The sequence below is a fragment of the Streptomyces sp. NPDC054883 genome, from assembly GCF_053610645.1.
The window spans coordinates 113,204-132,853 of sequence record NZ_JBSGYT010000015.1; the positions used below are offsets into that span (position 1 = coordinate 113,204).

18 protein-coding genes and 2 tRNA genes are annotated in these 19,650 nt (G+C 72.1%); 10 read left to right on the plus strand and 10 right to left on the minus strand.

Annotation, left to right across the window (positions count from 1 at the left end; translation table 11 throughout):
- Positions 1 to 3: 3 nt before the first annotated feature.
- The 4 genes from ACWGH1_RS14390 to ACWGH1_RS14405 all read left to right on the plus strand — a co-directional run bounded on the left by ACWGH1_RS14390 (position 4) and on the right by ACWGH1_RS14405 (position 3,658).
- Positions 4 to 717 carry a M50 family metallopeptidase gene (locus tag ACWGH1_RS14390; protein ID WP_453353280.1) on the plus strand — a complete coding sequence of 238 codons (714 nt, stop codon included), beginning with the start codon at positions 4 to 6 and terminating at the stop codon, positions 715 to 717.
- Positions 718 to 840: 123 nt separating this feature from the next.
- Positions 841 to 2,193: a 3-phosphoshikimate 1-carboxyvinyltransferase gene (gene aroA, locus ACWGH1_RS14395; RefSeq protein ID WP_453353279.1), complete on the plus strand. Its 1,353-nt coding sequence runs from the start codon at positions 841 to 843 to the stop codon at positions 2,191 to 2,193.
- Positions 2,194 to 2,201: 8 nt separating this feature from the next.
- The gene (gene rsgA, locus ACWGH1_RS14400) at positions 2,202 to 3,212 is read left to right on the plus strand and encodes a ribosome small subunit-dependent GTPase A (protein ID WP_453353278.1); all 1,011 of its coding nucleotides are present in this window, start codon (positions 2,202 to 2,204) and stop codon (positions 3,210 to 3,212) included.
- Positions 3,213 to 3,334: 122 nt separating this feature from the next.
- Positions 3,335 to 3,658: a DMT family transporter gene (locus ACWGH1_RS14405; protein ID WP_453353285.1), complete on the plus strand. Its 324-nt coding sequence runs from the start codon at positions 3,335 to 3,337 to the stop codon at positions 3,656 to 3,658.
- Here the strand turns inward: ACWGH1_RS14405 and ACWGH1_RS14410 are convergent.
- On the minus strand, positions 3,624 to 4,190 hold the full coding sequence (locus tag ACWGH1_RS14410; RefSeq protein ID WP_453353277.1) for a TetR/AcrR family transcriptional regulator: 567 nt from the start codon (positions 4,188 to 4,190) through the stop codon (positions 3,624 to 3,626). The two genes, ACWGH1_RS14405 and ACWGH1_RS14410, sit on opposite strands and share 35 nt — an antisense overlap.
- A 137-nt stretch (positions 4,191 to 4,327) precedes the next feature.
- Between ACWGH1_RS14410 and hisN the strand changes: the two genes are divergently transcribed.
- Positions 4,328 to 5,131 carry a histidinol-phosphatase gene (hisN, locus tag ACWGH1_RS14415; RefSeq protein ID WP_453353276.1) on the plus strand — a complete coding sequence of 268 codons (804 nt, stop codon included), beginning with the start codon at positions 4,328 to 4,330 and terminating at the stop codon, positions 5,129 to 5,131.
- A 190-nt stretch (positions 5,132 to 5,321) separates the two neighbouring features.
- Positions 5,322 to 5,717, plus strand: a complete 396-nt coding sequence (locus ACWGH1_RS14420) for a CBS domain-containing protein (protein ID WP_453353275.1) — start codon at positions 5,322 to 5,324, stop codon at positions 5,715 to 5,717.
- Positions 5,718 to 5,797: 80 nt separating this feature from the next.
- On the opposite strand, the gene ACWGH1_RS14425 is transcribed toward ACWGH1_RS14420, so the two are convergent.
- Positions 5,798 to 7,267 (minus strand): catalase, encoded by a 1,470-nt coding sequence (locus ACWGH1_RS14425; RefSeq protein ID WP_453353274.1) that lies wholly within the window; start codon positions 7,265 to 7,267, stop codon positions 5,798 to 5,800.
- Positions 7,268 to 7,400: 133 nt separating this feature from the next.
- On the opposite strand from ACWGH1_RS14425, the gene ACWGH1_RS14430 reads away from it, so the two are divergent.
- On the plus strand, positions 7,401 to 7,817 hold the full coding sequence (locus ACWGH1_RS14430; RefSeq protein WP_136213964.1) for a Fur family transcriptional regulator: 417 nt from the start codon (positions 7,401 to 7,403) through the stop codon (positions 7,815 to 7,817).
- A gap of 122 nt (positions 7,818 to 7,939) precedes the next feature.
- Here the strand turns inward: ACWGH1_RS14430 and ACWGH1_RS14435 are convergent.
- The 4 genes from ACWGH1_RS14435 to ACWGH1_RS14450 form a co-directional block, all read right to left on the minus strand.
- Positions 7,940 to 8,013: transfer RNA gene (locus tag ACWGH1_RS14435), tRNA-Met, on the minus strand.
- Positions 8,014 to 8,198: 185 nt separating this feature from the next.
- Positions 8,199 to 10,055 (minus strand): tetratricopeptide repeat protein, encoded by a 1,857-nt coding sequence (locus ACWGH1_RS14440; protein WP_453408687.1) that lies wholly within the window; start codon positions 10,053 to 10,055, stop codon positions 8,199 to 8,201.
- Positions 10,056 to 10,269: 214 nt separating this feature from the next.
- Positions 10,270 to 10,343: transfer RNA gene (locus tag ACWGH1_RS14445), tRNA-Met, on the minus strand.
- A gap of 52 nt (positions 10,344 to 10,395) precedes the next feature.
- A complete protein-coding gene (locus ACWGH1_RS14450) occupies positions 10,396 to 13,281 on the minus strand; it encodes a UPF0182 family membrane protein (protein ID WP_453354198.1) in 2,886 nt (961 codons plus the stop codon).
- A 131-nt stretch (positions 13,282 to 13,412) separates the two neighbouring features.
- On the opposite strand from ACWGH1_RS14450, the gene ACWGH1_RS14455 reads away from it, so the two are divergent.
- A complete protein-coding gene (locus ACWGH1_RS14455; RefSeq protein ID WP_453354191.1) occupies positions 13,413 to 13,979 on the plus strand; it encodes a PPA1309 family protein in 567 nt (188 codons plus the stop codon).
- Between the two features lie 21 nt (positions 13,980 to 14,000).
- On the opposite strand, the gene ACWGH1_RS14460 is transcribed toward ACWGH1_RS14455, so the two are convergent.
- From ACWGH1_RS14460 to ACWGH1_RS14475, 4 genes are all read right to left on the minus strand, one after another.
- The gene (locus ACWGH1_RS14460; protein WP_453354192.1) at positions 14,001 to 15,089 is read right to left on the minus strand and encodes a YlbL family protein; all 1,089 of its coding nucleotides are present in this window, start codon (positions 15,087 to 15,089) and stop codon (positions 14,001 to 14,003) included.
- 139 nt (positions 15,090 to 15,228) lie between these two features.
- Positions 15,229 to 15,441 carry a hypothetical protein gene (locus tag ACWGH1_RS14465; RefSeq protein ID WP_453354193.1) on the minus strand — a complete coding sequence of 71 codons (213 nt, stop codon included), beginning with the start codon at positions 15,439 to 15,441 and terminating at the stop codon, positions 15,229 to 15,231.
- Positions 15,442 to 15,631: 190 nt separating this feature from the next.
- Positions 15,632 to 16,093, minus strand: coding sequence for a molybdenum cofactor biosynthesis protein MoaE (locus ACWGH1_RS14470; protein ID WP_453354194.1), 462 nt, complete (start codon positions 16,091 to 16,093; stop codon positions 15,632 to 15,634).
- A gap of 176 nt (positions 16,094 to 16,269) precedes the next feature.
- Entirely contained in the window at positions 16,270 to 17,448 is a 1,179-nt protein-coding gene (locus tag ACWGH1_RS14475; RefSeq protein WP_453354195.1) for an SDR family oxidoreductase, read from the minus strand.
- A 192-nt stretch (positions 17,449 to 17,640) separates the two neighbouring features.
- Between ACWGH1_RS14475 and ACWGH1_RS14480 the strand changes: the two genes are divergently transcribed.
- Positions 17,641 to 19,092 carry a zinc-dependent metalloprotease gene (locus ACWGH1_RS14480; RefSeq protein WP_453354196.1) on the plus strand — a complete coding sequence of 484 codons (1,452 nt, stop codon included), beginning with the start codon at positions 17,641 to 17,643 and terminating at the stop codon, positions 19,090 to 19,092.
- Positions 19,089 to 19,613: an NUDIX hydrolase gene (locus ACWGH1_RS14485; protein ID WP_453354197.1), complete on the plus strand. Its 525-nt coding sequence runs from the start codon at positions 19,089 to 19,091 to the stop codon at positions 19,611 to 19,613. Before ACWGH1_RS14480 ends, ACWGH1_RS14485 begins: the two co-directional genes overlap by 4 nt.
- Positions 19,614 to 19,650 lie beyond the last annotated feature (37 nt).

Sequence of the window (19,650 nt, forward strand, 5' to 3'; positions counted from 1 at the left end):
TCCATGGACAGCACGACGACGGCCGGTCTGTGGGACCGGCTGAGCGGCATACAGACCGAGCCCGTCTGGTGGCTGGTGGTCGCGACGGGGCTCGCCGCGCTGGCCGCCGTGGCGCCCCGGCCCGTGTGGCGGCTGTCCCGGAACGCGATCACCATCGCCCACGAGGGCGGCCACGGGCTGCTGGCGCTGCTGACCGGGCGCCGGCTCGACGGGATCCGGCTGCACTCCGACACCAGCGGCGTCACCGTCAGCCGGGGCAAGCCCAGCGGGCTCGGCATGGTGCTGACCGCCGCCGCCGGGTACACGGCGCCCTCGCTGCTCGGCCTCGGCGGGGCCGCCCTGCTCTCGGCGCACCGGATCACGCTGCTGCTGTGGGCGGCGACCGCGCTGCTGATCGCGCTGCTGGTGATGATCCGCAACGCGTACGGGCTGCTGACGGTGGTGCTGACCGGGGGGACCTTCGTCCTGGTCTCCTGGCTGACGCCGGCCGAGGTGCAGGCGGTGTTCGCGTACGGGGTGGTGTGGTTCCTGCTGCTGGGCGGGGTCCGGCCGGTGTTCGAGCTCCAGGCCAAACGCCGGCACGGCGGCGCCCCGGACTCCGACGCCGACCAGCTGGGGCGGCTCACCCACGTCCACCCGGTGGTATGGCTGCTGTTCTTCCACGCCGTCGCGCTGTGCGCGCTGACCGGCGGGGCGCGCTGGCTCCTCGGTCTCTGAGACGGGCCGGCTCCCCGCCTGCTTCCCACCTGCTGAGACGGTGCCGGTGGCGCCCCCGCGGCAGGGCCCCGAACGGGCCCCGGGCACGATCCCGGCACGGGTGGAGCCACTAAAGTGGAGGCCATGACCGAGACCCCCGCGCCCCACGCCCTCTGGCCCGCCCCCCTCGCGGACGGCGCCGTCCACGCCTCCGTCACCGTGCCGGGCTCCAAGTCGGTCACCAACCGGGCCCTGGTGCTCGCCGCGCTGGCCTCCGAGCCGGGGTGGGTGCGCCGTCCGCTGCGTTCGCGCGACTCCCAGCTGATGTCGGACGCGCTGCGCGCGATGGGCGTCGGCATCGAGGAGACCGTCTCCTCCAGCTCGGCCGGCGGGGGCGCGGGCGGGGAGGCCTGGCGGGTCATCCCGGCGGCCCTGCACGGCCCGGCCACCGTCGACGTCGGCAACGCGGGCACGGTCATGCGCTTCCTGCCGCCCGTCGCGACCCTCGCCTCCGGTGACATCCGCTTCGACGGCGACCCGCGTGCCTACGAGCGCCCGCTGGGCGAGGTCATCAACGCCCTGCGCGTCCTCGGCGCCCGGATCGACGACGACGGCCGGGGGGCGCTGCCCCTGACCGTGCAGGGCGGCGGGGCCCTGGAGGGCGGCACGGTCGAGATCGACGCCTCCAACTCCTCGCAGTTCGTCTCGGCGCTGCTGCTCTCCGCCCCGCGCTTCAACCAGGGCGTCGAGGTCCGGCACACCGGTGACACCCTGCCCTCCATGCCGCACATCCGGATGACGGTGGAGATGCTGCGCGCGGCGGGCGCGCAGGTGGACACCCCTGAGGCGGGCGGCGAGAAGAACGTGTGGCGGGTCACCCCCGGCGCGCTGCTGGGCCGCGACCTGGTCGTCGAGCCGGACCTCTCCAACGCCCAGCCCTTCATGGCGGCCGCCCTGATCACCGGCGGCACGGTGACCATCCCGGACTGGCCGCGGCGCACCACGCAGCCCGGCGACGCGCTGCGCCGGATCTTCACCGAGATGGGCGGCTCCTGCGAGCTGACCGACGCGGGCCTGGTCTTCACCGGCAGCGGCAAGATCCACGGCATCGACGTGGACCTGGGCGAGGTCGGCGAGCTGACGCCGGGCATCGCGGCGGTCGCGGCGCTGGCGGACTCCGAGTCGGTGCTGCGGGGCGTACGCCACCTGCGGCTGCACGAGACGGACCGGCTGGCGGCGCTCACGGCGGAGATCAACGGTCTCGGCGGCGACGTCACGGAGACCGCCGACGGGCTGCGCATCCGCCCGCGCCCGCTGCACGGGGGCGTGTTCCACACCTACGACGACCACCGGATGGCGACCGCCGGCGCGGTGATCGGCCTGGCGGTGGAGGGCGTACTGATCGAGAACGTGGCGACGACCGCGAAGACCCTGCCGGACTTCCCGGCGATGTGGGCCGGCATGCTCGGCCAACCGGCGCAGGGCGCGGGAGCGTAGGGCCCGCCATGCGCAGGTACGGCAAGAACACCGACGAGGACGACATCCGCTCCCGCCCCAACCCCAAGGGCAACCGGCCGCGTACGAACATCCGCCCCAAGCACGAGGACGCGGCCGAGGGCTTCGTCCTGACCGTCGACCGGGGCCGGCTCACCTGCCTGGTCGGCAACCGCACGGTGCACGCGATGAAGGCCCGCGAACTGGGCCGCAAGGCGGCGGTGGTCGGCGACCGGGTCTGGATCGTCGGTGACCTGACCGGCAAGAAGGACACCCTCGCCCGGATCGTGCGGATCGAGGAGCGCAAGTCCGTCCTGCGGCGCACCGCGGACGACGACGACCCCTACGAGCGGGTGGTCGTCGCCAACGCCGACCAGCTGGCCGTCGTGACGGCGCTGGCCGACCCGGAGCCGCGGCCGCGGATGATCGACCGCTGTCTGGTGGCCGCGTACGACGCGGGGCTGGAGCCGCTGCTGGTGCTCACCAAGTCGGACCTGACCTCCGCGGACAAGATCCTGGAGATCTACTCGACGCTGGGCGTGAACTACGTCGTCACCAACCGGGAGGAGCTGGCCACCGGGGACGCCGCCGACCGGGTGCGCGAGCGGCTGAACGGCCGGATCACCGCATTCGTCGGCCACTCCGGCGTCGGCAAGACCACCCTGGTCAACTCCCTGGTCGCCGAAGGCCGCCAGCGTGCGACCGGCCACGTCAACGCGGTCACGGGCCGGGGCCGGCACACCACCACCTCCGCCCTGGCGCTGCCGCTGCCCGGCGGGGACGGCTGGGTCATCGACACCCCCGGCGTGCGCTCGTTCGGCCTGCACCACGTCGACCCCTCCCGGGTGATCCTGGCCTTCCCGGACCTGATCGGCGGCACCGAGGCGTGCCCGCGCGCGTGCAGTCACGACGAGCCCGACTGCGCGCTCGACCAGTGGGTGCAGGACGGTCACGCGGACCCGGCGCGGCTGTACTCGCTGCGGCGGCTGCTGGAGACGCGGGAGCGCCGCGAGGGCGACTGATCCGCGCAAGCGGCCCATCGGCCTGCGGGCCGTTCGTGTTTGCCGAAGATCGCGTCGGGATAAATGCATAATCGCACCGAGTGACGCGACGTCACGTGACGCGGGACGGGGAGGCATACGGCATGGCGTGGCTGCTGGTCGTGGTCGCCGGGTTCCTGGAGACCGGTTTCGCGGTGTGCCTCAAGCTCTCCCACGGGTTCACCCGGCTGTGGCCCACGATCGCCTTCGCGTCGTTCGCGCTCGGCAGCTTCGGCCTGCTGACCCTGGCGCTGAAGAAGCTCGACGTGGGGCCGGCCTACGCCGTGTGGACCGGCATCGGGGCGGCCGGCACCGCCATCTACGGCATGGTCTTCCTCGGCGACCTGGTCTCCACCCTGAAACTCGTCTCGATCTCGCTGGTCATCCTCGGCGTCATCGGGCTCCAGCTGTCCGGTTCCGCGCACTGACCAGCCCGAGCAGCGCGGCCGCCGGCTCCTCCCCGGGGTCGGTAGGGGCGATCACGTAGGACAGCGCCAGCCGCACGACCAGCTCGCACCGCTGCGCCGGCTCCGCCGGGAGCGCGGCGGCCGCCCGGTCGCGGACGGCGCGCACCAGTTCCCCGGGCCCGAGCGCGGGGACGCCCGGCCGGGGCCCCTGCCCGGGCGGCGCGGGCAGGTTCCCGTTCCACGACCCGGTCAGCAGGGCCCGTACGAGGGGACGCGCGCGGGCCGCCCGTACGGTCCACTCGGCGATTCCCGCCAGCCGCTCGGCCGGGTCGGCCGACGCCACCAGGGCCCGGTCCACGCCCCGCAGGTACCAGTCGGCCTCCCGGCGCACCAGGGCGCGCCCGAGCCCCGCCTTCCCGCCGAACTCGTTGTACAGGGTCTGCCGGGACACCCCGGCGGACGCCGCCACCTCGACCATGCGCACGGCGGGCCAGGCGCGCGCCGCCAGCGCCGCTCCCGCCGCTTCCAGCAAGGACTCCCGCGCCGCCGCCATCGTCGCCTCCCCGGCTCCCCTTTCCCCGTTGGCCTTCCCGCCAGAGTTGACGGGGCGCCAGGTCCTGTCAAGGGTGCGCGTCGGCCGTACCGTGGACGGCGTTCGCCGGTCGGCCGCGGTCTCGATACTGTTCGGGCATGCCCGAGTATGACGATGACCTCCGCCTCGCCCTCGAACTCGCCGACGCGGCCGACGCCGCCACCACGCAGCGTTTCCGCGCCCTCGACCTCCAGGTGGAGACCAAGCCGGACATGACCCCGGTGAGCGAGGCCGACAAGGCCGCAGAGGAGATCATCCGGGCCGGGATCCTGGCCGCGCGGCCCGGTGACGCCATCCTGGGCGAGGAGTACGGCCTCAAGGGCGAAGGCCCGCGCCGCTGGGTCGTGGACCCGATCGACGGCACGAAGAACTACGTCCGCGGCGTCCCCGTGTGGGCGACCCTGATCTCGCTGATGGCCGAAGGCGCGGACGGGGTGTTCCGCCCGGTGGTCGGGGTGGTCTCCGCGCCGGCGCTGGGCCGCCGCTGGTGGGCGGCGAAGGGCAGTGGCGCCTGGGCGGGCGGCGCGCTCGGCGAAACCGCGGCGATCGGCGTCTCGAAGGTCGCGACCCTGGGCGACGCGTCGTTCGCCTACTCCTCGCTCACGGGCTGGGAGGAGCAGGGCCGGCTGCCCGGCTTCCTGGACCTGACCCGCGCGTGCTGGCGCACCCGGGGCTACGGCGACTTCTGGCCCTACATGATGGTCGCCGAGGGCTCGCTGGACCTGTGCGCCGAGCCGGAGCTGAACCTGTGGGACATGGCCGCCATCGCGGTCGTCGTCGAGGAGGCGGGCGGCCGCTTCACCAGCCTGGACGGGGCCGACGGCGTCCACGGCGGCAACGCCGCCGCCTCGAACGGCCTGCTGCACGAGGAGATGCTGGCGCGGCTGCGCCCGCGCCCCTGAGGCGCCCTGACGCGCCGTCGGTGCGCTCGGCCGGGCGGGTGCTGCCGAGCGCGCCCCCTTGATGACCCTGCGTATGCGTGCGAATCTGGGACTCCCCCGCTTGTGCGCTTGTGAAGCCCTTCTCTTGAGGCGGGTCGGTCACCCGGCGCACCCACCCGGGCGGGGTCTCACCCAGGAGGTGGCTCTCTTCATGCTCGTCCGTGACGCCATGAGCACCGTGATCCTCACCCTCGGACCCGCGCACACCCTCCGGCAGGCGGCCTGCCTGATGTCCGGCCGACGCGTCGGCGCGGCCGTCGTACTCGATCCCGACCACAGCGGCATCGGCATCCTGACCGAGCGCGACATCCTCAACTCGCTCGGCGCGGGCCACGACCCCGACCGGGAGTCGGTCGGCGCGCACACCACCAACAACGTCGTCTTCTGCACCCCGGACGCCACGGTCCAGGAGGCCGCCGAGGCCATGGCGCACGGCGGCTTCCGCCACCTGATCGTGCTGGAGGACGGCGGCCCGGTGGGCATCGTCTCGGTGCGCGACGTCATCCGCTGCTGGGTGCCGGCCCGGCGCAGCGCCGTACCCGCGTAGCGTCCCGCGCCGCGTGAACGCCGACGGGCCGGCACTCCGAGGAGTACCGGCCCGTCGACCGCTACGGCAAGCGGTCGGGTTCAGCCGCGGAGGGCCTGGACCGCGGCGTCCAGCCGCTTGCCGAAGTCACCGTCCGCCTGGCGGAAGTTGTTGACCGCGCGGTCGACGATGTCGTCACGGGAGACCTTGGCGATGAAGCCGGCGAGGTTCTCGACCAGGCGGCTCTTCTCGTCCTCCGACATCAGCCGGTAGAGGTTGCCCGCCTGGACGAAGTCGTTGTCCTCGCGGTGTACCGGAGTGGCGTGGTTGCCCGTGCCGCCGGTCAGCGGGACGGGCTGCCACAGCGGCCGGTCCGTCTGGAACGGGCCGCCGAAGCTGTTCGGCTCGTAGTTCTTCGCACCCTTGTGGCGGCCGTCGTACAGGGCGCCGTCACGGGAGTTGGTGCGCGCCTCGGTGGCGTGCGGGCGGTTCACCGGCAGGTGATCGGCGTTGATGCCGACGCGGTAGCGGTGGGCGTCGCCGTAGGCGAAGAGCCGGCCCTGGAGCATCTTGTCCGGGGACGGACCGATGCCGGGAACGAAGTGGGCCGGGCTGAAGATGCTCTGCTCGACCTCGGCGAAGATGTTCTCCGGGTTGCGGTTGAGCTCCAGCTTGCCGATCTCGATCGGCGGGTAGTCCTCGTGCGGCCACACCTTGGTGAGGTCGAACGGGTTGAAGCGGTACTCGGCCGCCTCGGCCGCCGGCATGATCTGGACCTGTACGGTCCAGCTCGGGAAGTCGCCGCGCTCGATCGACTCGCGCAGGTCGCGCTGGTGGGAGTCGGGGTCCTCACCGGCGAGCCGGTTGGCCTCGGCCTGGCTGAGGTTCTTGATCCCCTGGTCGGTCTTGAAGTGGTACTTGACCCAGAAGACCTCGCCGGCCTCGTTGTTCCACTGGAACGTGTGGGATCCGTAGCCGTTCATGTGGCGGTAGGACGCCGGGATGCCGCGGTCGCCGAAGAGCCAGGTCACCTGGTGCGTCGACTCGGGGCTCAGGCCCCAGAAGTCCCACACGTTGTCGGCTTCCTGCGAGCCGGTGTACGGGTCGCGCTTCTGCGTGTGGATGAAGTCCGGGAACTTGATCGCGTCGCGGATGAAGAAGACCGGGGTGTTGTTGCCGACGAGGTCGTAGTTGCCCTCTTCGGTATAGAACTTCAGGGCCCAGCCTCGCGGGTCACGGCGGGCGTCGGCGCCGCCGAGGCTGTCCGCGACGGTGGAGAAGCGCAGGAAGGTCTCGGTCTGCTTGCCGACCTCGGACAGGAACTTCGCGCGGGTCCACTGCGAGACGTCGCGCGTGACCGTGAAGGTGCCGTACGCGCCGGCGCCGCGGGCGTGGACGATGCGCTCCGGGATGCGCTCGCGGTTGAAGTGGGCGAGCTTCTCCAGCAGGAGCTGGTCCTGGACGAGTACGGGGCCACCGACGCCAGCGGTCTCGCTGTTCTGGTTGTCGGCGACCGGTGCCCCGGCCTCCGTGGTGAGCGGTCCCTGCGTCACGTGCGCCTCCTGCGTCATTGCCTGCGTGTCCTGTCCTCGGCAGCTGCCGGTACCCGATCCTACAATGGACATTGTCTAAGTCAAGCAGTCATCCAATTCCGCACTCGTTCGGGAGTTACACCGGATCAGCGACACTGTTAGGCTTGGGTGCATGAGTGACCTGCTGGAACGACTTCGCGGACGCGGATGGCGCATGACCGCACAGCGGCGCGTCGTGGCCGAGGTGCTCGACGGTGACCACGTTCACCTGACGGCCGACGAGGTGCACGCGCGCGCGGTGGCCAAGCTGCCGGAGATCTCCCGGGCGACGGTGTACAACACCCTGGGCGAGCTGGTCAGCCTCGGCGAGGTGCTGGAAGTGTCCACGGACCGCCGCGCCAAGCGGTACGACCCCAATGCACACCGCGCGCACCAGCACCTGGTGTGCGCCCAGTGCGGCGCGATCCGCGACGTCCACCCGGCGGGCGACCCGCTGGCCGACCTGCCGGACGCCGAACGCTTCGGCTTCGTGGTCTCGACGGTCGAGGTGACGTACCGCGGGGTGTGCCCGAACTGCGCGGGCGCGTAGCGATCAGGCGCGAGGCGGCCCCCGGAGCGTTCACCGGCTCCGGGGGCCGTCTTTTGCGGTGACGTTCCCAAGGGCAAACGCCGAAGGCCCGGATCCTGGGGATCCGGGCCTTCGGGCTTGAGTAGCGGGGACAGGATTTGAACCTGCGACCTCTGGGTTATGAGCCCAGCGAGCTACCGAGCTGCTCCACCCCGCGTCGGTAAACCCGACTTTACGCGACGCCGCCCGGCAGATGCAAATCGCTAAACGATGGTCCCCCAATCCAGCCCCGACGGCGTTCGAGACGCGGGGTCCGGGGCGGAGGCCCGGGAAGCCCGGCGCAGCCGGGGCCGCTCCGCGCAACGGCGCCGCGGATGGCTCCCCGCGCACCCCGGCCAGGGGCTACGCCGAGAGCTCCTCCGCCAACGCGTCCCGCAGCCGCGCCGCCCGCTCGGAGACCTCCGCCGGCCCCAGCTCCATGGCCCGCACGCACCACTTCTGCCCCTCGTTCAGGTCCCCCTGCCGCGCCGCGAGCAGCCCCAGCCGCAGCGCCGCCCGGCCGTGGCCGGCCACCGCCGCCCGGGTCCACCACAGCGCCGCCTCCGGTTCGTTCCCCTCCCGGGCCAGCAGCAGGCCCAGGTTGAACGCCCCGTTCCGCGAGCCGGCCTGCGCCGCCTCCCGGTACCACCGCGCGGCCGCCGCCAGGTCGCCCCGTGCCGCCGCCAGCATCCCGACCCGGACCTGGGCCCGCCGGTGGCCCTGCTCGGCAGCGCGCTCGTACCACTCCTCGCTCTCGGTCCGCGGGGTCCCGCCGACCGGCTCGCCCAGCGCCACCGGCTCCGGTGGCGGCGCCAGCGACTCCAGCAGCGCGGCCAGCCTGAACGCCGCCTCCGCGCTGCCGCCGCCCGCCGCGCAGCGCAGGTGCCGCTCCGCCGCCCGCTCCTCGCCGTCCCGCACCAGGGCGATGCCCACCTGGAGCGCCGCGTCGGTGTGCCCGGCCGACGCGGCCCGCTCGTACCACTTCAGCGCCGTCCGGTCCTCGTCCCGGCTGGCGAACAGGATCCCGAGGTTGAAGGCGGCGTCCACGCTGCCCGCCTCGGCCGCCTTCGAGAACCACGGTTCGGCGCCCTCCGCGTCCCCGCCCTGGAGCAGCAGGATCGCCAGCGCGTTGGCCGCCTCGCGGTGGCCCGCGTAGGCCGCCCGGCGGTACCACTGCTCGGCCTGCGCCGTCCGCTCCTGCGCCGCGCACAACAGGGCCAGGTTGTAGGCCCCGTTGTGGTCGCCCGCGTCCATCGCGACCCGGTACCACTTCTCGGCCGTCTGGGTCTCGCCCCGGGCCGCGTGCAGCGCGCCCAGGGCGTTGGCCGCGTTGCCGTCGCCGCCCTCGGCGGCCCGGCGCCACCACGCGGCCGCGCTCTCCTCGTCCCCGGCGTCGCGCAGCAGGAAGCCGAGGGCGCACGCGGCCCGCGCCTCCCCCTGCTTCGCCGAGGTCAGGTACCAGCGCCCCGCCTCCTTGAGTTCCCCGCGGGACTCCAGCAGCGCGCCCAGGTGCAGCGCGGCCCGGCGGTGCCCGCGCGCGGCGGCCTGCCGGTACCACTGCTCGGCCTCGACGGGGTCGCCCTTCCGCAGGTGCCGGGCCAGCCGGTACGCGGCTTCGCGGTGCCCCTGCTCCGCCGCGGCGCGGAACCACCGCTCGACGCCCTTGTCCCCCCGGTGTTCCAGCAGGTCGGCCAGTCCGTAGGCGCCCAGGGCGTGGCCGGATTCCGCCGCCTGTCGCATCCAGTACTCGGCCGCCGGCTCGTCGCCCCGCTCGCGGTAGTGGCGGCCCAGCGCGTGCGCGGCCGGCGCGGAACCGGCGACGGCGGCGACCCGCCACCAGTCGGCCGCCTCGTCGGGGTAGCCCCGCTGGTGCAGCAGCACGCCGAGGTTGTTGGCGGCGGCGCGGTCCCCCTCGGCGGTGGCCCCCCGCAGGTACGGCTCGGCGCCGGCCAGGTCGCCGCGGCGCAGCAGCAACGCCCCGAGCACGCTCATGGCACCCGGGTCCCCCTTGTCGGCGGCCACGCGGTGCCGGGCCTCCAGCTCCGCGTCGCTGGCCACGTCGGCTTCGACGAACGCCTCGTCCGCGAAATCCGCATCGGTCAATGCGGTCTGCGCGTTAACGGTCTGAGCCCCCTTCTCGGCTTCCCTGCCCGACTCGACCTCCGACCTCACAAACCGCCCTGTCTCCAGCAGAGTTGACCTGTCCCCCATAAATCCCATCGTCGCATCACCTGCTACCCGCGTACACCTGGTATGTCGCAGCCAGTGAGGTCACTACAGCGTTTTGTCGACATGCCCACAGAGAGACAAGTCAAACACGCTCTCACCCCAACTCACCCACCCCAGTGACCCCGTGGCCTGCCGTATCCGCCGGGACGGTCACCCCGGACATGACGAAGGCCCGGATCCCATGGATCCGGGCCTTCGTTTTCAGTAGCGGGGACAGGATTTGAACCTGCGACCTCTGGGTTATGAGCCCAGCGAGCTACCGAGCTGCTCCACCCCGCGTCGGTGAAACCACAGTATCACGACGCGGGGCCGGGCCATTACCGAGTGATCATCAACCGGCAGGCTTGGGGGCCGTCAGCCGTGCCTCGGCGTCGACCGCCCGCTGGAGCGCCGCCTTGATGTCGTCCTGCGCCTTGCCGTACGCCGCCCAGTCGCCCGACTGGCGCGCCTTCTCGGCCGCCTCCACGGCCTTCTGCGCATCGGACAGGGCCGCCTTGACCGTCGGGTCCTGGGTGCCCGGCGTGGTGGTGCCCTCGCCCGGCGGGGTGACGGGTGTCGTCGGCGTCGTCGGCGCGCTCGGCGCCTCAGCCCCGAACACCACGTTCAGCGCCTTCTCCAGGGTGTCCTCGAACGCGGTCTGGCCGCCGTACGTCACCAGTACCTTGCGCAGCGTCGGGTACTTGAGGCCGCCGCCCTTCACGTACACCGGCTCGACGTTCAGCACGCCGTCGTCGAGCGGCACCGTCAGCAGGTTTCCGTACTCCACCTGGGAATCGCCGCGGCTCAGGATGTTGATCTCCTGGGCGATCTCCGGCTTGGAGTTGAACTTGCTCTGGACCTGCTTGGGCCCGTCGACCGGGGTGCTGGTCGGCAGTTTCAGGATGCGGATCTTGCCGTAGTCCGGGGTGCCCGGATCGGCGTTGACCGCCATGAAGGCGCTCAGGTTGTCCCGGCCGTTCGGGGTGAACGTCGTCGTCAGCGAGAACGCCTGCTCCTTCTGGCCCGGCATCTTCATCGACAGGTAGTACGGCGGCACCGCACTGCCCGTCTTGGTGGTCGGGTCGTCCGGGACGGCCCAGACCTCAGAACCGCTGAGGAACGTCTGGGCGTCGGTGACGTGGTAGCGGGTCAGCAGTTCACGCTGCACCTTGTAGAGGTCCTGCGGGTAGCGCATGTGGTCGATGAGCGACTTGGGGATCTCGCTCTTGGCCTTGACGGTCCCGGGGAACGCCTTCATCCAGGTCTTCAGCACCGGGTCCTGGGTGTCCCACTGGTACAGCTTGATCGTTCCGTCGTAGGCGTCGACGGTGGCCTTGACCGAGTTCCGGATGTAGTTGACCCGGTTCTCCTGCGCCACGACCGCGCGCTGGCTGTTGGTGAGCGAGTCCGCCGTGGAGTCGCCGAGCGTGGTGCGCGAGGCGTACGGGTAGCCGTTCGTCGTCGTGTAGGCGTCCACGATCCACTGGATGCGGCCGTCCACCACGGCCGGGTAGGCCGCGCCGTCGATGGTCAGCCACGGTGCGACGGCCTCGACGCGCTCCTTCGGGGTGCGGTTGTAGAGGATCCGCGAACCGTCGCCGATGGCACCGGAGTACAGGATCTGCGGCTCGCTGAACGCGAGGGCGTAGGCCGCGCGGTTGAACGGGTTGTCGAGGCTGACACCGCTCTTGCCGGTGTAGCTCGTCTCCTTCTCACCCTTGTCGTCGGAGTAGTCGAGCTCCTTCTGCGGACCGCCGACGATCGAGTACTGCTTCGTCTGCTCGCCGTAGTAGATCTGCTGCTTGAAGGCGTTCCCGGTGCCGAACTCGCCCTTGGAGGGGAGGTCGGACTGGATGAAGACCGGGTCGCCGTTCTTCGTGACTTCGGTGCCCTTGGCGGCGACCACGCCGTAGCCGTGCGTGTAGCGGAAGTGGTCGTTGATCCAGTTGTTCTTGGGGATGCCCGCGAGGTTCAGCTCGCGCAGGCCGATGACGGTGTCCTGGCCCTTGTACCGGTCGACGGCGAGCGTGGCCGGGAAGCCGTAGTAGCCCTTGACCTGCTGGAGCTGCTGGAAGGCCGGGGAGACGATGTTCGGGTCGAGCAGGCGGATGCTCGCCGTGGTGTCGGCATTGGCCCGGAGCTTGGCCTGGTCCGTGTTGGAGCCGACCCCCGGGTAGTCCTTCACCTCGGCGTTGGCGATGCCGTAGGCGTTCCGCGTCGCATCGATGTTCTTCTCGACGTACGGCGACTCCTTGGCCTGCTCGTTCGGCTGGACCTGGAACTTCTGCACGATCGCCGGGTACAGCCCGCCGATGAGGATCGCCGACAGGACCATCAGGCCGAAGCCGATGACCGGCAGCTGCCAGGTCCGGCGCCACAGCGTGGCGAAGAACAGCAGCGCGCAGATCGCGGCGATGGCGACCAGGATCGTCTTCGCCGGGAGGTAGGCGTTGGCGTCGACGTACCGCAGGCCGGTCCAGTTGTCGGCGGCCTTGAAGTCACTGGACTTCACCGCGAGGCCGTACCGGTCGAGCCAGTAGGCGATCGCCTTGAAGGTCACGAACAGGCCCAGCAGCACCGACAGGTGACCGGTGGCGGCGGCGGTGGCCCGGGCGCCGGGGCTGGTGACGCGCAGCCCGCCGTACAGGTAGTGGACGACGACGGCGGCGATCACCGACAGCACGACCGCCGCGAACCCGAAGCCGAGCAGGAAGCGGTACCAGGGAAGATCGAAGGTGTAGAAGGAGACGTCCAGCCCGAACTGGGGGTCCTTCTTGCCGAAGGGCACCCCGTTCACGTACATCAGCCAGGTCTTCCACTGGCCGGCCGCCGACGCCCCGGCGATCAGGCCGACGATCGCGGCGATGCCCAGCAGCAGCCACTTCTTGTACGGCGCGACGCTCATCCGGTAACGGTCGAGGCTCTGCTGCTCCGTCGACATCGCACTGAGCGGCGGCCGCAGCCGGTGGGCCAGCCAGATGTTGAACCCGACGGCCCCCGCCATCAGCAGTCCGAAGACCGCGAAGAGGCCGATCTTGGTCCACAGGGTGGTGGTGAACACACTGGAGAAAGCGACCGAGCGGAACCAGAGCCAGTCCGTCCAGAAGCCCGCGAACATGATGAACGCCATGGCCAGCACGGCCAGCACGCCCAGAGTCAGCAGAAGAGTGCGCGCGCGCCGGGAGGGGCGGCCGACTCTCATCCGTGGCCCGGAGGGGCCTGCGCCGCGGTCCGGCATCTGGAAAGCCAAGGTGCGCACCTCTGAAAGTCGCTGGAGCTGGTCGTCAACGGGCCCCCGATCGTAGAGCCCACTCATGCAACTTACTGAGGGTTTGCTCAGTTCCCGATATCCGGTGGAAAGGAGGCAGGATGTTGTCCATGTCCAACCTTTCGCCTTCCGGCACTCCCATGGCGGCCAGTCCGCTGACCCGCGCCTGCCTCGAGATCGACGAGTACGCGGCCGGCCTCGGCTGGGACCGGCCGGCCCGGCTGTTCGCCCTCGTCGACACCGCCCGCCTGCGCAGGCAGGAGCCCCGGCTGGCCGGCCAGCTCGGTCTCGACCAGGACGACGCCGGCAAGTCCTCCCTCACCCCGATCGAGCAGGAAGAGGTGCCCGCCAACACCGCGCTCGACAAGTTCCTGGGCACCATCGCCTGGCCGGACGCGGTCGTGGGCTGCGCGCTGACCGTGGAGCGGCTGATGCTGCCGCCGTCCGCGGAGGCGTCCGTACCGGAGGGGCTGAACGACAAGCAGCTGGCGAAGTGGGTCGCCGCGCACCCCGAGCGGCAGGAGGTCCGCCTCACCGTGGCCGTGCTGCGCGACGGGTCGCGCGAGTCCGCGGTCCGGCTGCGGGAGAAGGACTCCTCCAGCGAGGTGCTCACCGGCGGCGGGCTGGTGCCCGGGCTGGCGGAGGCGCTGGCCGCGACCTTCGCCTAGCCCCCGGGCGCGGGGGGCCGGTCAGGACGTGGTGCAGCGCGGCAGTCCGGCCGTCTCTCCCTTGCCGATCTTCTCCAGGGCCTGCTTCGCGTCCGTGATGGCCGAGACCTTGACCAGGGTCAGCCCGTCGGGGACGTGCGCGGCGGCGGAGGCGCAGTTCTCCGCGGGCGTGAGGAAGAACCGGGCGCCCGCGTTGCGCGCGCCGATGGTCTTCATCTGGATGCCGCCGATCGGACCGACCTTGCCGGCGTCGTCGATGGTGCCGGTGCCCGCGATGAACTTCCCGCCGGTCAGGTCCTCGGGGGTGAGCTTGTCGACGATGCCGAGCGCGAACATCAGGCCCGCGCTCGGGCCGCCGACATCGGCGAGCTTGATGTCGATGGGGAACGGGAAGGTGTGGTCGACCCCGGCCCGGATGCCGACGACGGCGTGACCGTCGCCCTCCGCCTTCCCCGCGACGATCGTGACCTTGGCCGTGGTGGCCGGCTCGCGGCCCGTCTTCTCGGCCTCGGCCGCCTCGGCGGCGGGCACGATGACGAAGTCGACCGGTTCCCCGGCCTTGTGCTTGGTGACGAGCCTGGCCACGTCGCCCGGTTCGGCCACCGGGGTCCCGTCGACGGACTTGATCACGTCGCCGGCGTGCAGCTTGCCCTCGGAGGGGCTGCCCTTGACCACGGTGGAGACGACGACACGCACGGGAACCTCGACGCCCAGCGTCTTGAGGGCCGCCACCTTGGCGCTCTCCTGCGACTGGTTGAACTCCTCGGCGTTCTCCTGCGTGGACTCCTTGTCCGTCTTGCCGCCCGGGTAGAGGTTCTCGTGCGGCACCACGATGTTGTCCCCGGCCAGCCAGCCGTACACCGCTTCCAGCAGGTTCATGTCGTAGTCCGCCCCGGTGACGCGGACCGTCGTCATGTTGAGGTGCCCGGTGGTGGGGTAGGTCTTGTGCCCCGAGATGTTCAGAACGGGCTCGCCGTGCGATTCACCGAGCGTGTTCACGGTCGGGCCGGGGCTCATCTCGGAGTACGGGACCTTGAGGAACACCCCTGCGCAGAGCAGTGCGAACAGCATGAGGGTGGAAGCGAGCATCGTCGCAGTGCGGCGTGGCATGGATCGACAGTACGGGACGCCTCTGTCGGGCGGCCCGTGGGGCCGGTCCGTACGGGCTTCGTCCGCGGAACTCTCAGCGGATTCTCAGGCGGCCGGATTCCCGGCCGGGGAGGATGCTCCAGCGGACCCCCGGGACGCGTCAGACGGCGTCGGAACCGGAGTGCGCCTTTTCCTTCGTTCTGGTGCGGGACGGATCGGCCCGGTCGGCCTGGTCCATGGCCTCGCGGAAGCGTGCGTAGCCGGCCAGCTCGGATATGTCGCCGGACGTGCGGTCGCGCGCCGCCCAGCTGCCCCATATCGCCGCTCCGATGGCGGCGAACAGCGGAATCAGCAACCACGCCAGTGACGCCATGGACGTGCCTCCCTGCCCCGAAAGTACGTGTCGTTGGTGGCTTCAACGCTCGTGCCCGGAAGGGGGTTACGCAAATCGAGGGCGTGTTGCGCGGCCGAACGGGTGCGAGGTTACCCCCTTCCGGGGACCCTCGCGCAGCCGGGGGTACAGCAGGCCCCGGCCCGTGGGCCAGGCGTCCTGGGGCGACGCCCTAGCAGGCCCCGACCCACTCCTCGGTGCCGTCCGCGAACGTCTGGTGCTTCCAGATCGGGACTTCGTGCTTGAGGTCGTCGATCAGCATCCGGCAGGCCTCGAAGGCCTCGCCGCGGTGCGGGCAGGAGACGGCCACGACCACCGCCAGGTCGCCCACCGCCAGGTCACCGATGCGGTGTACGGCGGCCAGGGCGCGGACCGGGTACTTCGCCACGACGCGCTCGGCAACCCGGCGCATCTCGGCCTCGGCCGTGGGGTGGCAGGAGTAGCCGAGGGAGGCGACGTCTGCCCCGCTGTCGTGGTTGCGCACCGTGCCGACGAAGAGCGTCGTGCCGCCCGTCGCGTCGTCGCCGACCGCCTGGAAGACCTCGTCGATCGAGAGCGGGGTCTCGCGGATCTCGAGCAGCCGGACCGGGTCCTGGGCGGCCTGCTCGCCGGGGTGGTCGAAGTGCGCAGCCATGTTCCCATCGTGCCCTAGCGGGGGCCCCGGCGAAATAGCTGATTCACCCGGCCCTTGGCGGCCGCTCTGGGAGCCTCCTACAGGAAACCGCTGGTGGCCGAAAGAGCCGGCCGCACCACGAAGACCGCCCGGGCGGGGCCCAGCGGGGCGACCGTCGCGCCGGCGGGCCGGCCCGCTCAGATCCCGCGGCGCTTGCGGGCCCGGCGCACCGCGGCGGCGGCGCCCAGCAGGGCGACCGTCGCGCCGGCCGCACCGGCGGCCGTGGCGGCGTCCTTGCGGCCCAGGCGGCGGCCGGCGACGGTGTGCCGGCCCGCGACCTCCTGGAGCAGCTCGGCGAGCACTTCCTCGTTGGTCCAGCGCGGCCGCCAGCCCGCGGCGTGCAGCGCGCTCACGCTGACCACCCACGGGTGCATCGTGTAAGCGAGGTCGCCCGCCGGGGACGGGGTCAGGCCGATCCGGTGCAGCCGGGCCGCGGCCCCCAGGGCGACGGCGGAGGGGAGCTCCATGCGGCGGATGCCGCTCAGCTCCTCGACCTCCTCCTGTTCCAGCCAGCCCTCGCAGCCGACCGCCAGCTCCCCCTCGACCTTCTCCAGGGCGGCGTACTCCAGGGCGCTGACCAGGTCCTCGACGTGGCAGAACTGCCAGGTGGGCCGGGATCCGGCGACGACCAGGAGGCGGGGCGACTCGAAGTAGCGGGTCAGCGCGGTGTCGGTACCGCCGACGAGCACCGCCGGACGGACCACCGTGACGTTCAGCCCGGGGTGCGCCCGGGGGGCGCGGCGGCCGAGGCGCTCGATCTCCAGCAGGTCGCCGACGCCGGTGGCCTCGGCGGTGGCCCGCAGCTCGGAGTCCTCCGCCAGCGGGATGTCGTTGTCGGGCAGCGCCCCGTAGACCATGGCGGAGGTGCAGAGCACGACCCGGTGCACCCCGGCCGCCGCCGCGGCGGTCAGCACGGTCTGGGTCCCGCGCACGTTGTACGCCGTGCGGGCCGCCGGGTCCGTCTCCAGGTCCAGGTCCAGCGCGAGGTGGACGACCACGTCGGCGCCCCGCAGCTTCTCGGCGATCGCGGGGTCCCGCACGTCCAGGACGTGCCAGGTCGCGGCCGCGCAGTCGCCGCGCCGCTCGTCGATGGCCACGACCTGCTTGACCTCGTCGGACGCGGCGAGGCGGCTCACCAGCGCCGCGCCGACTCCCGACGCGGCGCCGGTCACCGCGATCACGGGACCTCGGACCGCCGGGTTTCGCGGCGGGCGAACGCCGCTTTCGCCGGGCGCGGTGTGGTCTGCCGCGTGCGGCGCGGGGTCGGGCTCGTGCGGGCCGTCTTTGTCCAAAGCGTGCGGATCTGGGGAACTCACCGGGCGTCTCCAGCGGTTGTCTTCAGTAGGGACGCGCCGTGACGCGTACCCACCAGGTGATGTCCATCCTGCCGCAGCCCAGGACCCGGCGGAGCACCGAGCCCGGAAGCGGGCCGGGTGTCTACGCTGGGTGGTGTTGTCGGACCATTGCCCGTCGGCACCCGCCGGCGGCCCTACGAGCCGAGGAAACCCGTGAGCGACACCCCATTCGGATTCGGCCTTCCGCCGGAGGAGCCGGAGAACGGCGACGAAGGCAAGAAGAAGGGCAACCAGGGCGGCCAGGGCGGCCCGAATCCGTTCGGGTTCCCCGGCGCGGGACTGCCGGGCGGAGCCGGTGGCCCGGGCGGCGGCGCGGACAATCCGTTCGCCGCGATGTTCGGCGCGATGAACCCGAACGACCTCGGTGCGGCCTTCCAGCAGCTCGGCCAGATGCTGAGCTACGAGGGCGGTCCCGTGAACTGGGACATGGCCAAGGACATCGCCCGCCAGACCGTCGCCCAGGGCACGGCGGACGGCGTGAAGGACGCCAGCGTCGGCATCGCCGAGAAGTCGGCGGTCGAGGAGGCCCTGCGCCTCGCCGACCACTGGCTGGACGGGGTCACCTCGCTGCCCTCGGGCGCCACGACCGCCGTGGCGTGGAGCCGGGCCGAGTGGGTCGAGGCCACCCTGCCCGTGTGGAAGGAGCTCGTCGACCCGGTCGCCGAGCGCGTCGGCGCCGCCATGGGCAGCGTGCTGCCCGAGGAGATGCAGGCGATGGCCGGCCCGCTGCTCGGCATGATGCGCTCCATGGGCGGTGCCATGTTCGGCCAGCAGATCGGCCAGGCGGTGGGCGTGCTCGCGGGCGAGGTCGTGGGCTCGACCGACATCGGGCTGCCGCTGGGCCCGGCCGGCAAGGCCGCGCTGCTCCCGCTGAACGTCCAGGGCCTCGGCAAGGACCTGGGCGTCCCGTCCGAGGAGGTGCGGCTGTACCTGGCGCTGCGCGAGGCGGCGCACGCCCGGCTCTTCGCGCACGTGCCGTGGCTGCGCTCGCACCTGTTCGGCGCCGTCGAGGGATACGCCCGCGGCATCAAGGTCGACACCTCGAAGCTGGAGGACGTGGTCGGCCAGATCGACCCGTCGAACCCGGAGCAGCTCCAGGAAGCCCTCCAGGGCGGCATGTTCCAGCCGCAGGACACCCCCGAGCAGAAGGCCGCGCTGGCCCGGCTGGAGACGGCGCTCGCGCTGGTCGAGGGCTGGGTCGACGCCGTGGTGCACGAGGCGGCCAAGCCCCGGCTGACCTCGGCGGACGCCATGCGCGAGACGATGCGCAGGCGCCGCGCCTCGGGCGGCCCGGCGGAGCAGACCTTCGCGACGCTGATCGGGCTGGAGCTGCGCCCGCGCCGGCTGCGCGACGCCTCGCGGCTGTGGGCCTCGCTCACCGATGCCCGGGGGATGGACGGGCGCGACGGGCTCTGGGAGCACCCGGACATGCTGCCGACGGCTTCCGACCTGGACGACCCGGACGGGTTCGTGCACCGCGAGCAGCTCGACTTCTCCGAGATCGACAAGATGCTCGGCGAGGCGGCGCAGAAGCGCGATCAGGGCGGCCCGAGCGGTCAGGGCGACACCGACGGCACCGACGGCGAGGGCGAAGAGCAGAAGTGAGCCTGTACGACGACGCGGTCCTCGTGCTGAAGGGGTACGAGGACCAGGGCGAGCTGCGCGACCTGTACCTGGAGCACCTGGCGGCCCATCCGGACGGGGTCTACAAGCCCTGCCGGGCCGGTCACCTCACCGGCAGCGCGCTGGTTGTCGACCCGGCACGGGGGCGGGTGCTGCTGACCCTGCACAAGAAGCTCGGCATGTGGCTCCAGATGGGCGGCCACTGCGAGCCCGGCGACGCGACCCTCGCGGAGGCGGCGCTGCGCGAGGCCCGCGAGGAGTCGGGGATCCCGGCGGGGCTGACCCTGCTGCCGGGCGGCCCCGTACGACTGGACCGGCATCCGATCCCGGCGCCGTGCAACTGGCACCTGGACGTGCAGTACGCGGCGCTGGCCCCCGCCGACGCGGTGGCGGAGATCAGCGAGGAGTCGCTGGACCTGCGGTGGTTCCCGTACGACGAGGTGGCGGCGGTCGCCGACGCGTCGGTGGTGCGGCTGGTGGAGGCCACCCGGGCCCGTCTTTGACGGCAGCGACGTGGGGGAGGGGCCGGTCCCGCGGGGC

Coding starts and splice junctions, on each gene's coding strand:
- rsgA (WP_453353278.1), top strand. CDS start 2,202: ATGCGCAGGTACGGCAAGAACACCGACGAGGACGACATCCGCTCCCGC.
- ACWGH1_RS14430 (WP_136213964.1), top strand. CDS start 7,401: ATGAGTGACCTGCTGGAACGACTTCGCGGACGCGGATGGCGCATGACC.
- ACWGH1_RS14455 (WP_453354191.1), top strand. CDS start 13,413: ATGTTGTCCATGTCCAACCTTTCGCCTTCCGGCACTCCCATGGCGGCC.
- ACWGH1_RS14425 (WP_453353274.1), bottom strand. CDS start 7,267: ATGACGCAGGAGGCGCACGTGACGCAGGGACCGCTCACCACGGAGGCC.
- ACWGH1_RS14450 (WP_453354198.1), bottom strand. CDS start 13,281: ATGCCGGACCGCGGCGCAGGCCCCTCCGGGCCACGGATGAGAGTCGGC.
- ACWGH1_RS14420 (WP_453353275.1), top strand. CDS start 5,322: ATGCTCGTCCGTGACGCCATGAGCACCGTGATCCTCACCCTCGGACCC.
- ACWGH1_RS14390 (WP_453353280.1), top strand. CDS start 4: ATGGACAGCACGACGACGGCCGGTCTGTGGGACCGGCTGAGCGGCATA.
- ACWGH1_RS14470 (WP_453354194.1), bottom strand. CDS start 16,093: ATGGCTGCGCACTTCGACCACCCCGGCGAGCAGGCCGCCCAGGACCCG.
- ACWGH1_RS14405 (WP_453353285.1), top strand. CDS start 3,335: ATGGCGTGGCTGCTGGTCGTGGTCGCCGGGTTCCTGGAGACCGGTTTC.
- hisN (WP_453353276.1), top strand. CDS start 4,328: ATGCCCGAGTATGACGATGACCTCCGCCTCGCCCTCGAACTCGCCGAC.
- aroA (WP_453353279.1), top strand. CDS start 841: ATGACCGAGACCCCCGCGCCCCACGCCCTCTGGCCCGCCCCCCTCGCG.
- ACWGH1_RS14460 (WP_453354192.1), bottom strand. CDS start 15,089: ATGCCACGCCGCACTGCGACGATGCTCGCTTCCACCCTCATGCTGTTC.
- ACWGH1_RS14465 (WP_453354193.1), bottom strand. CDS start 15,441: ATGGCGTCACTGGCGTGGTTGCTGATTCCGCTGTTCGCCGCCATCGGA.
- ACWGH1_RS14410 (WP_453353277.1), bottom strand. CDS start 4,190: ATGGCGGCGGCGCGGGAGTCCTTGCTGGAAGCGGCGGGAGCGGCGCTG.
- ACWGH1_RS14440 (WP_453408687.1), bottom strand. CDS start 10,055: ATGGGATTTATGGGGGACAGGTCAACTCTGCTGGAGACAGGGCGGTTT.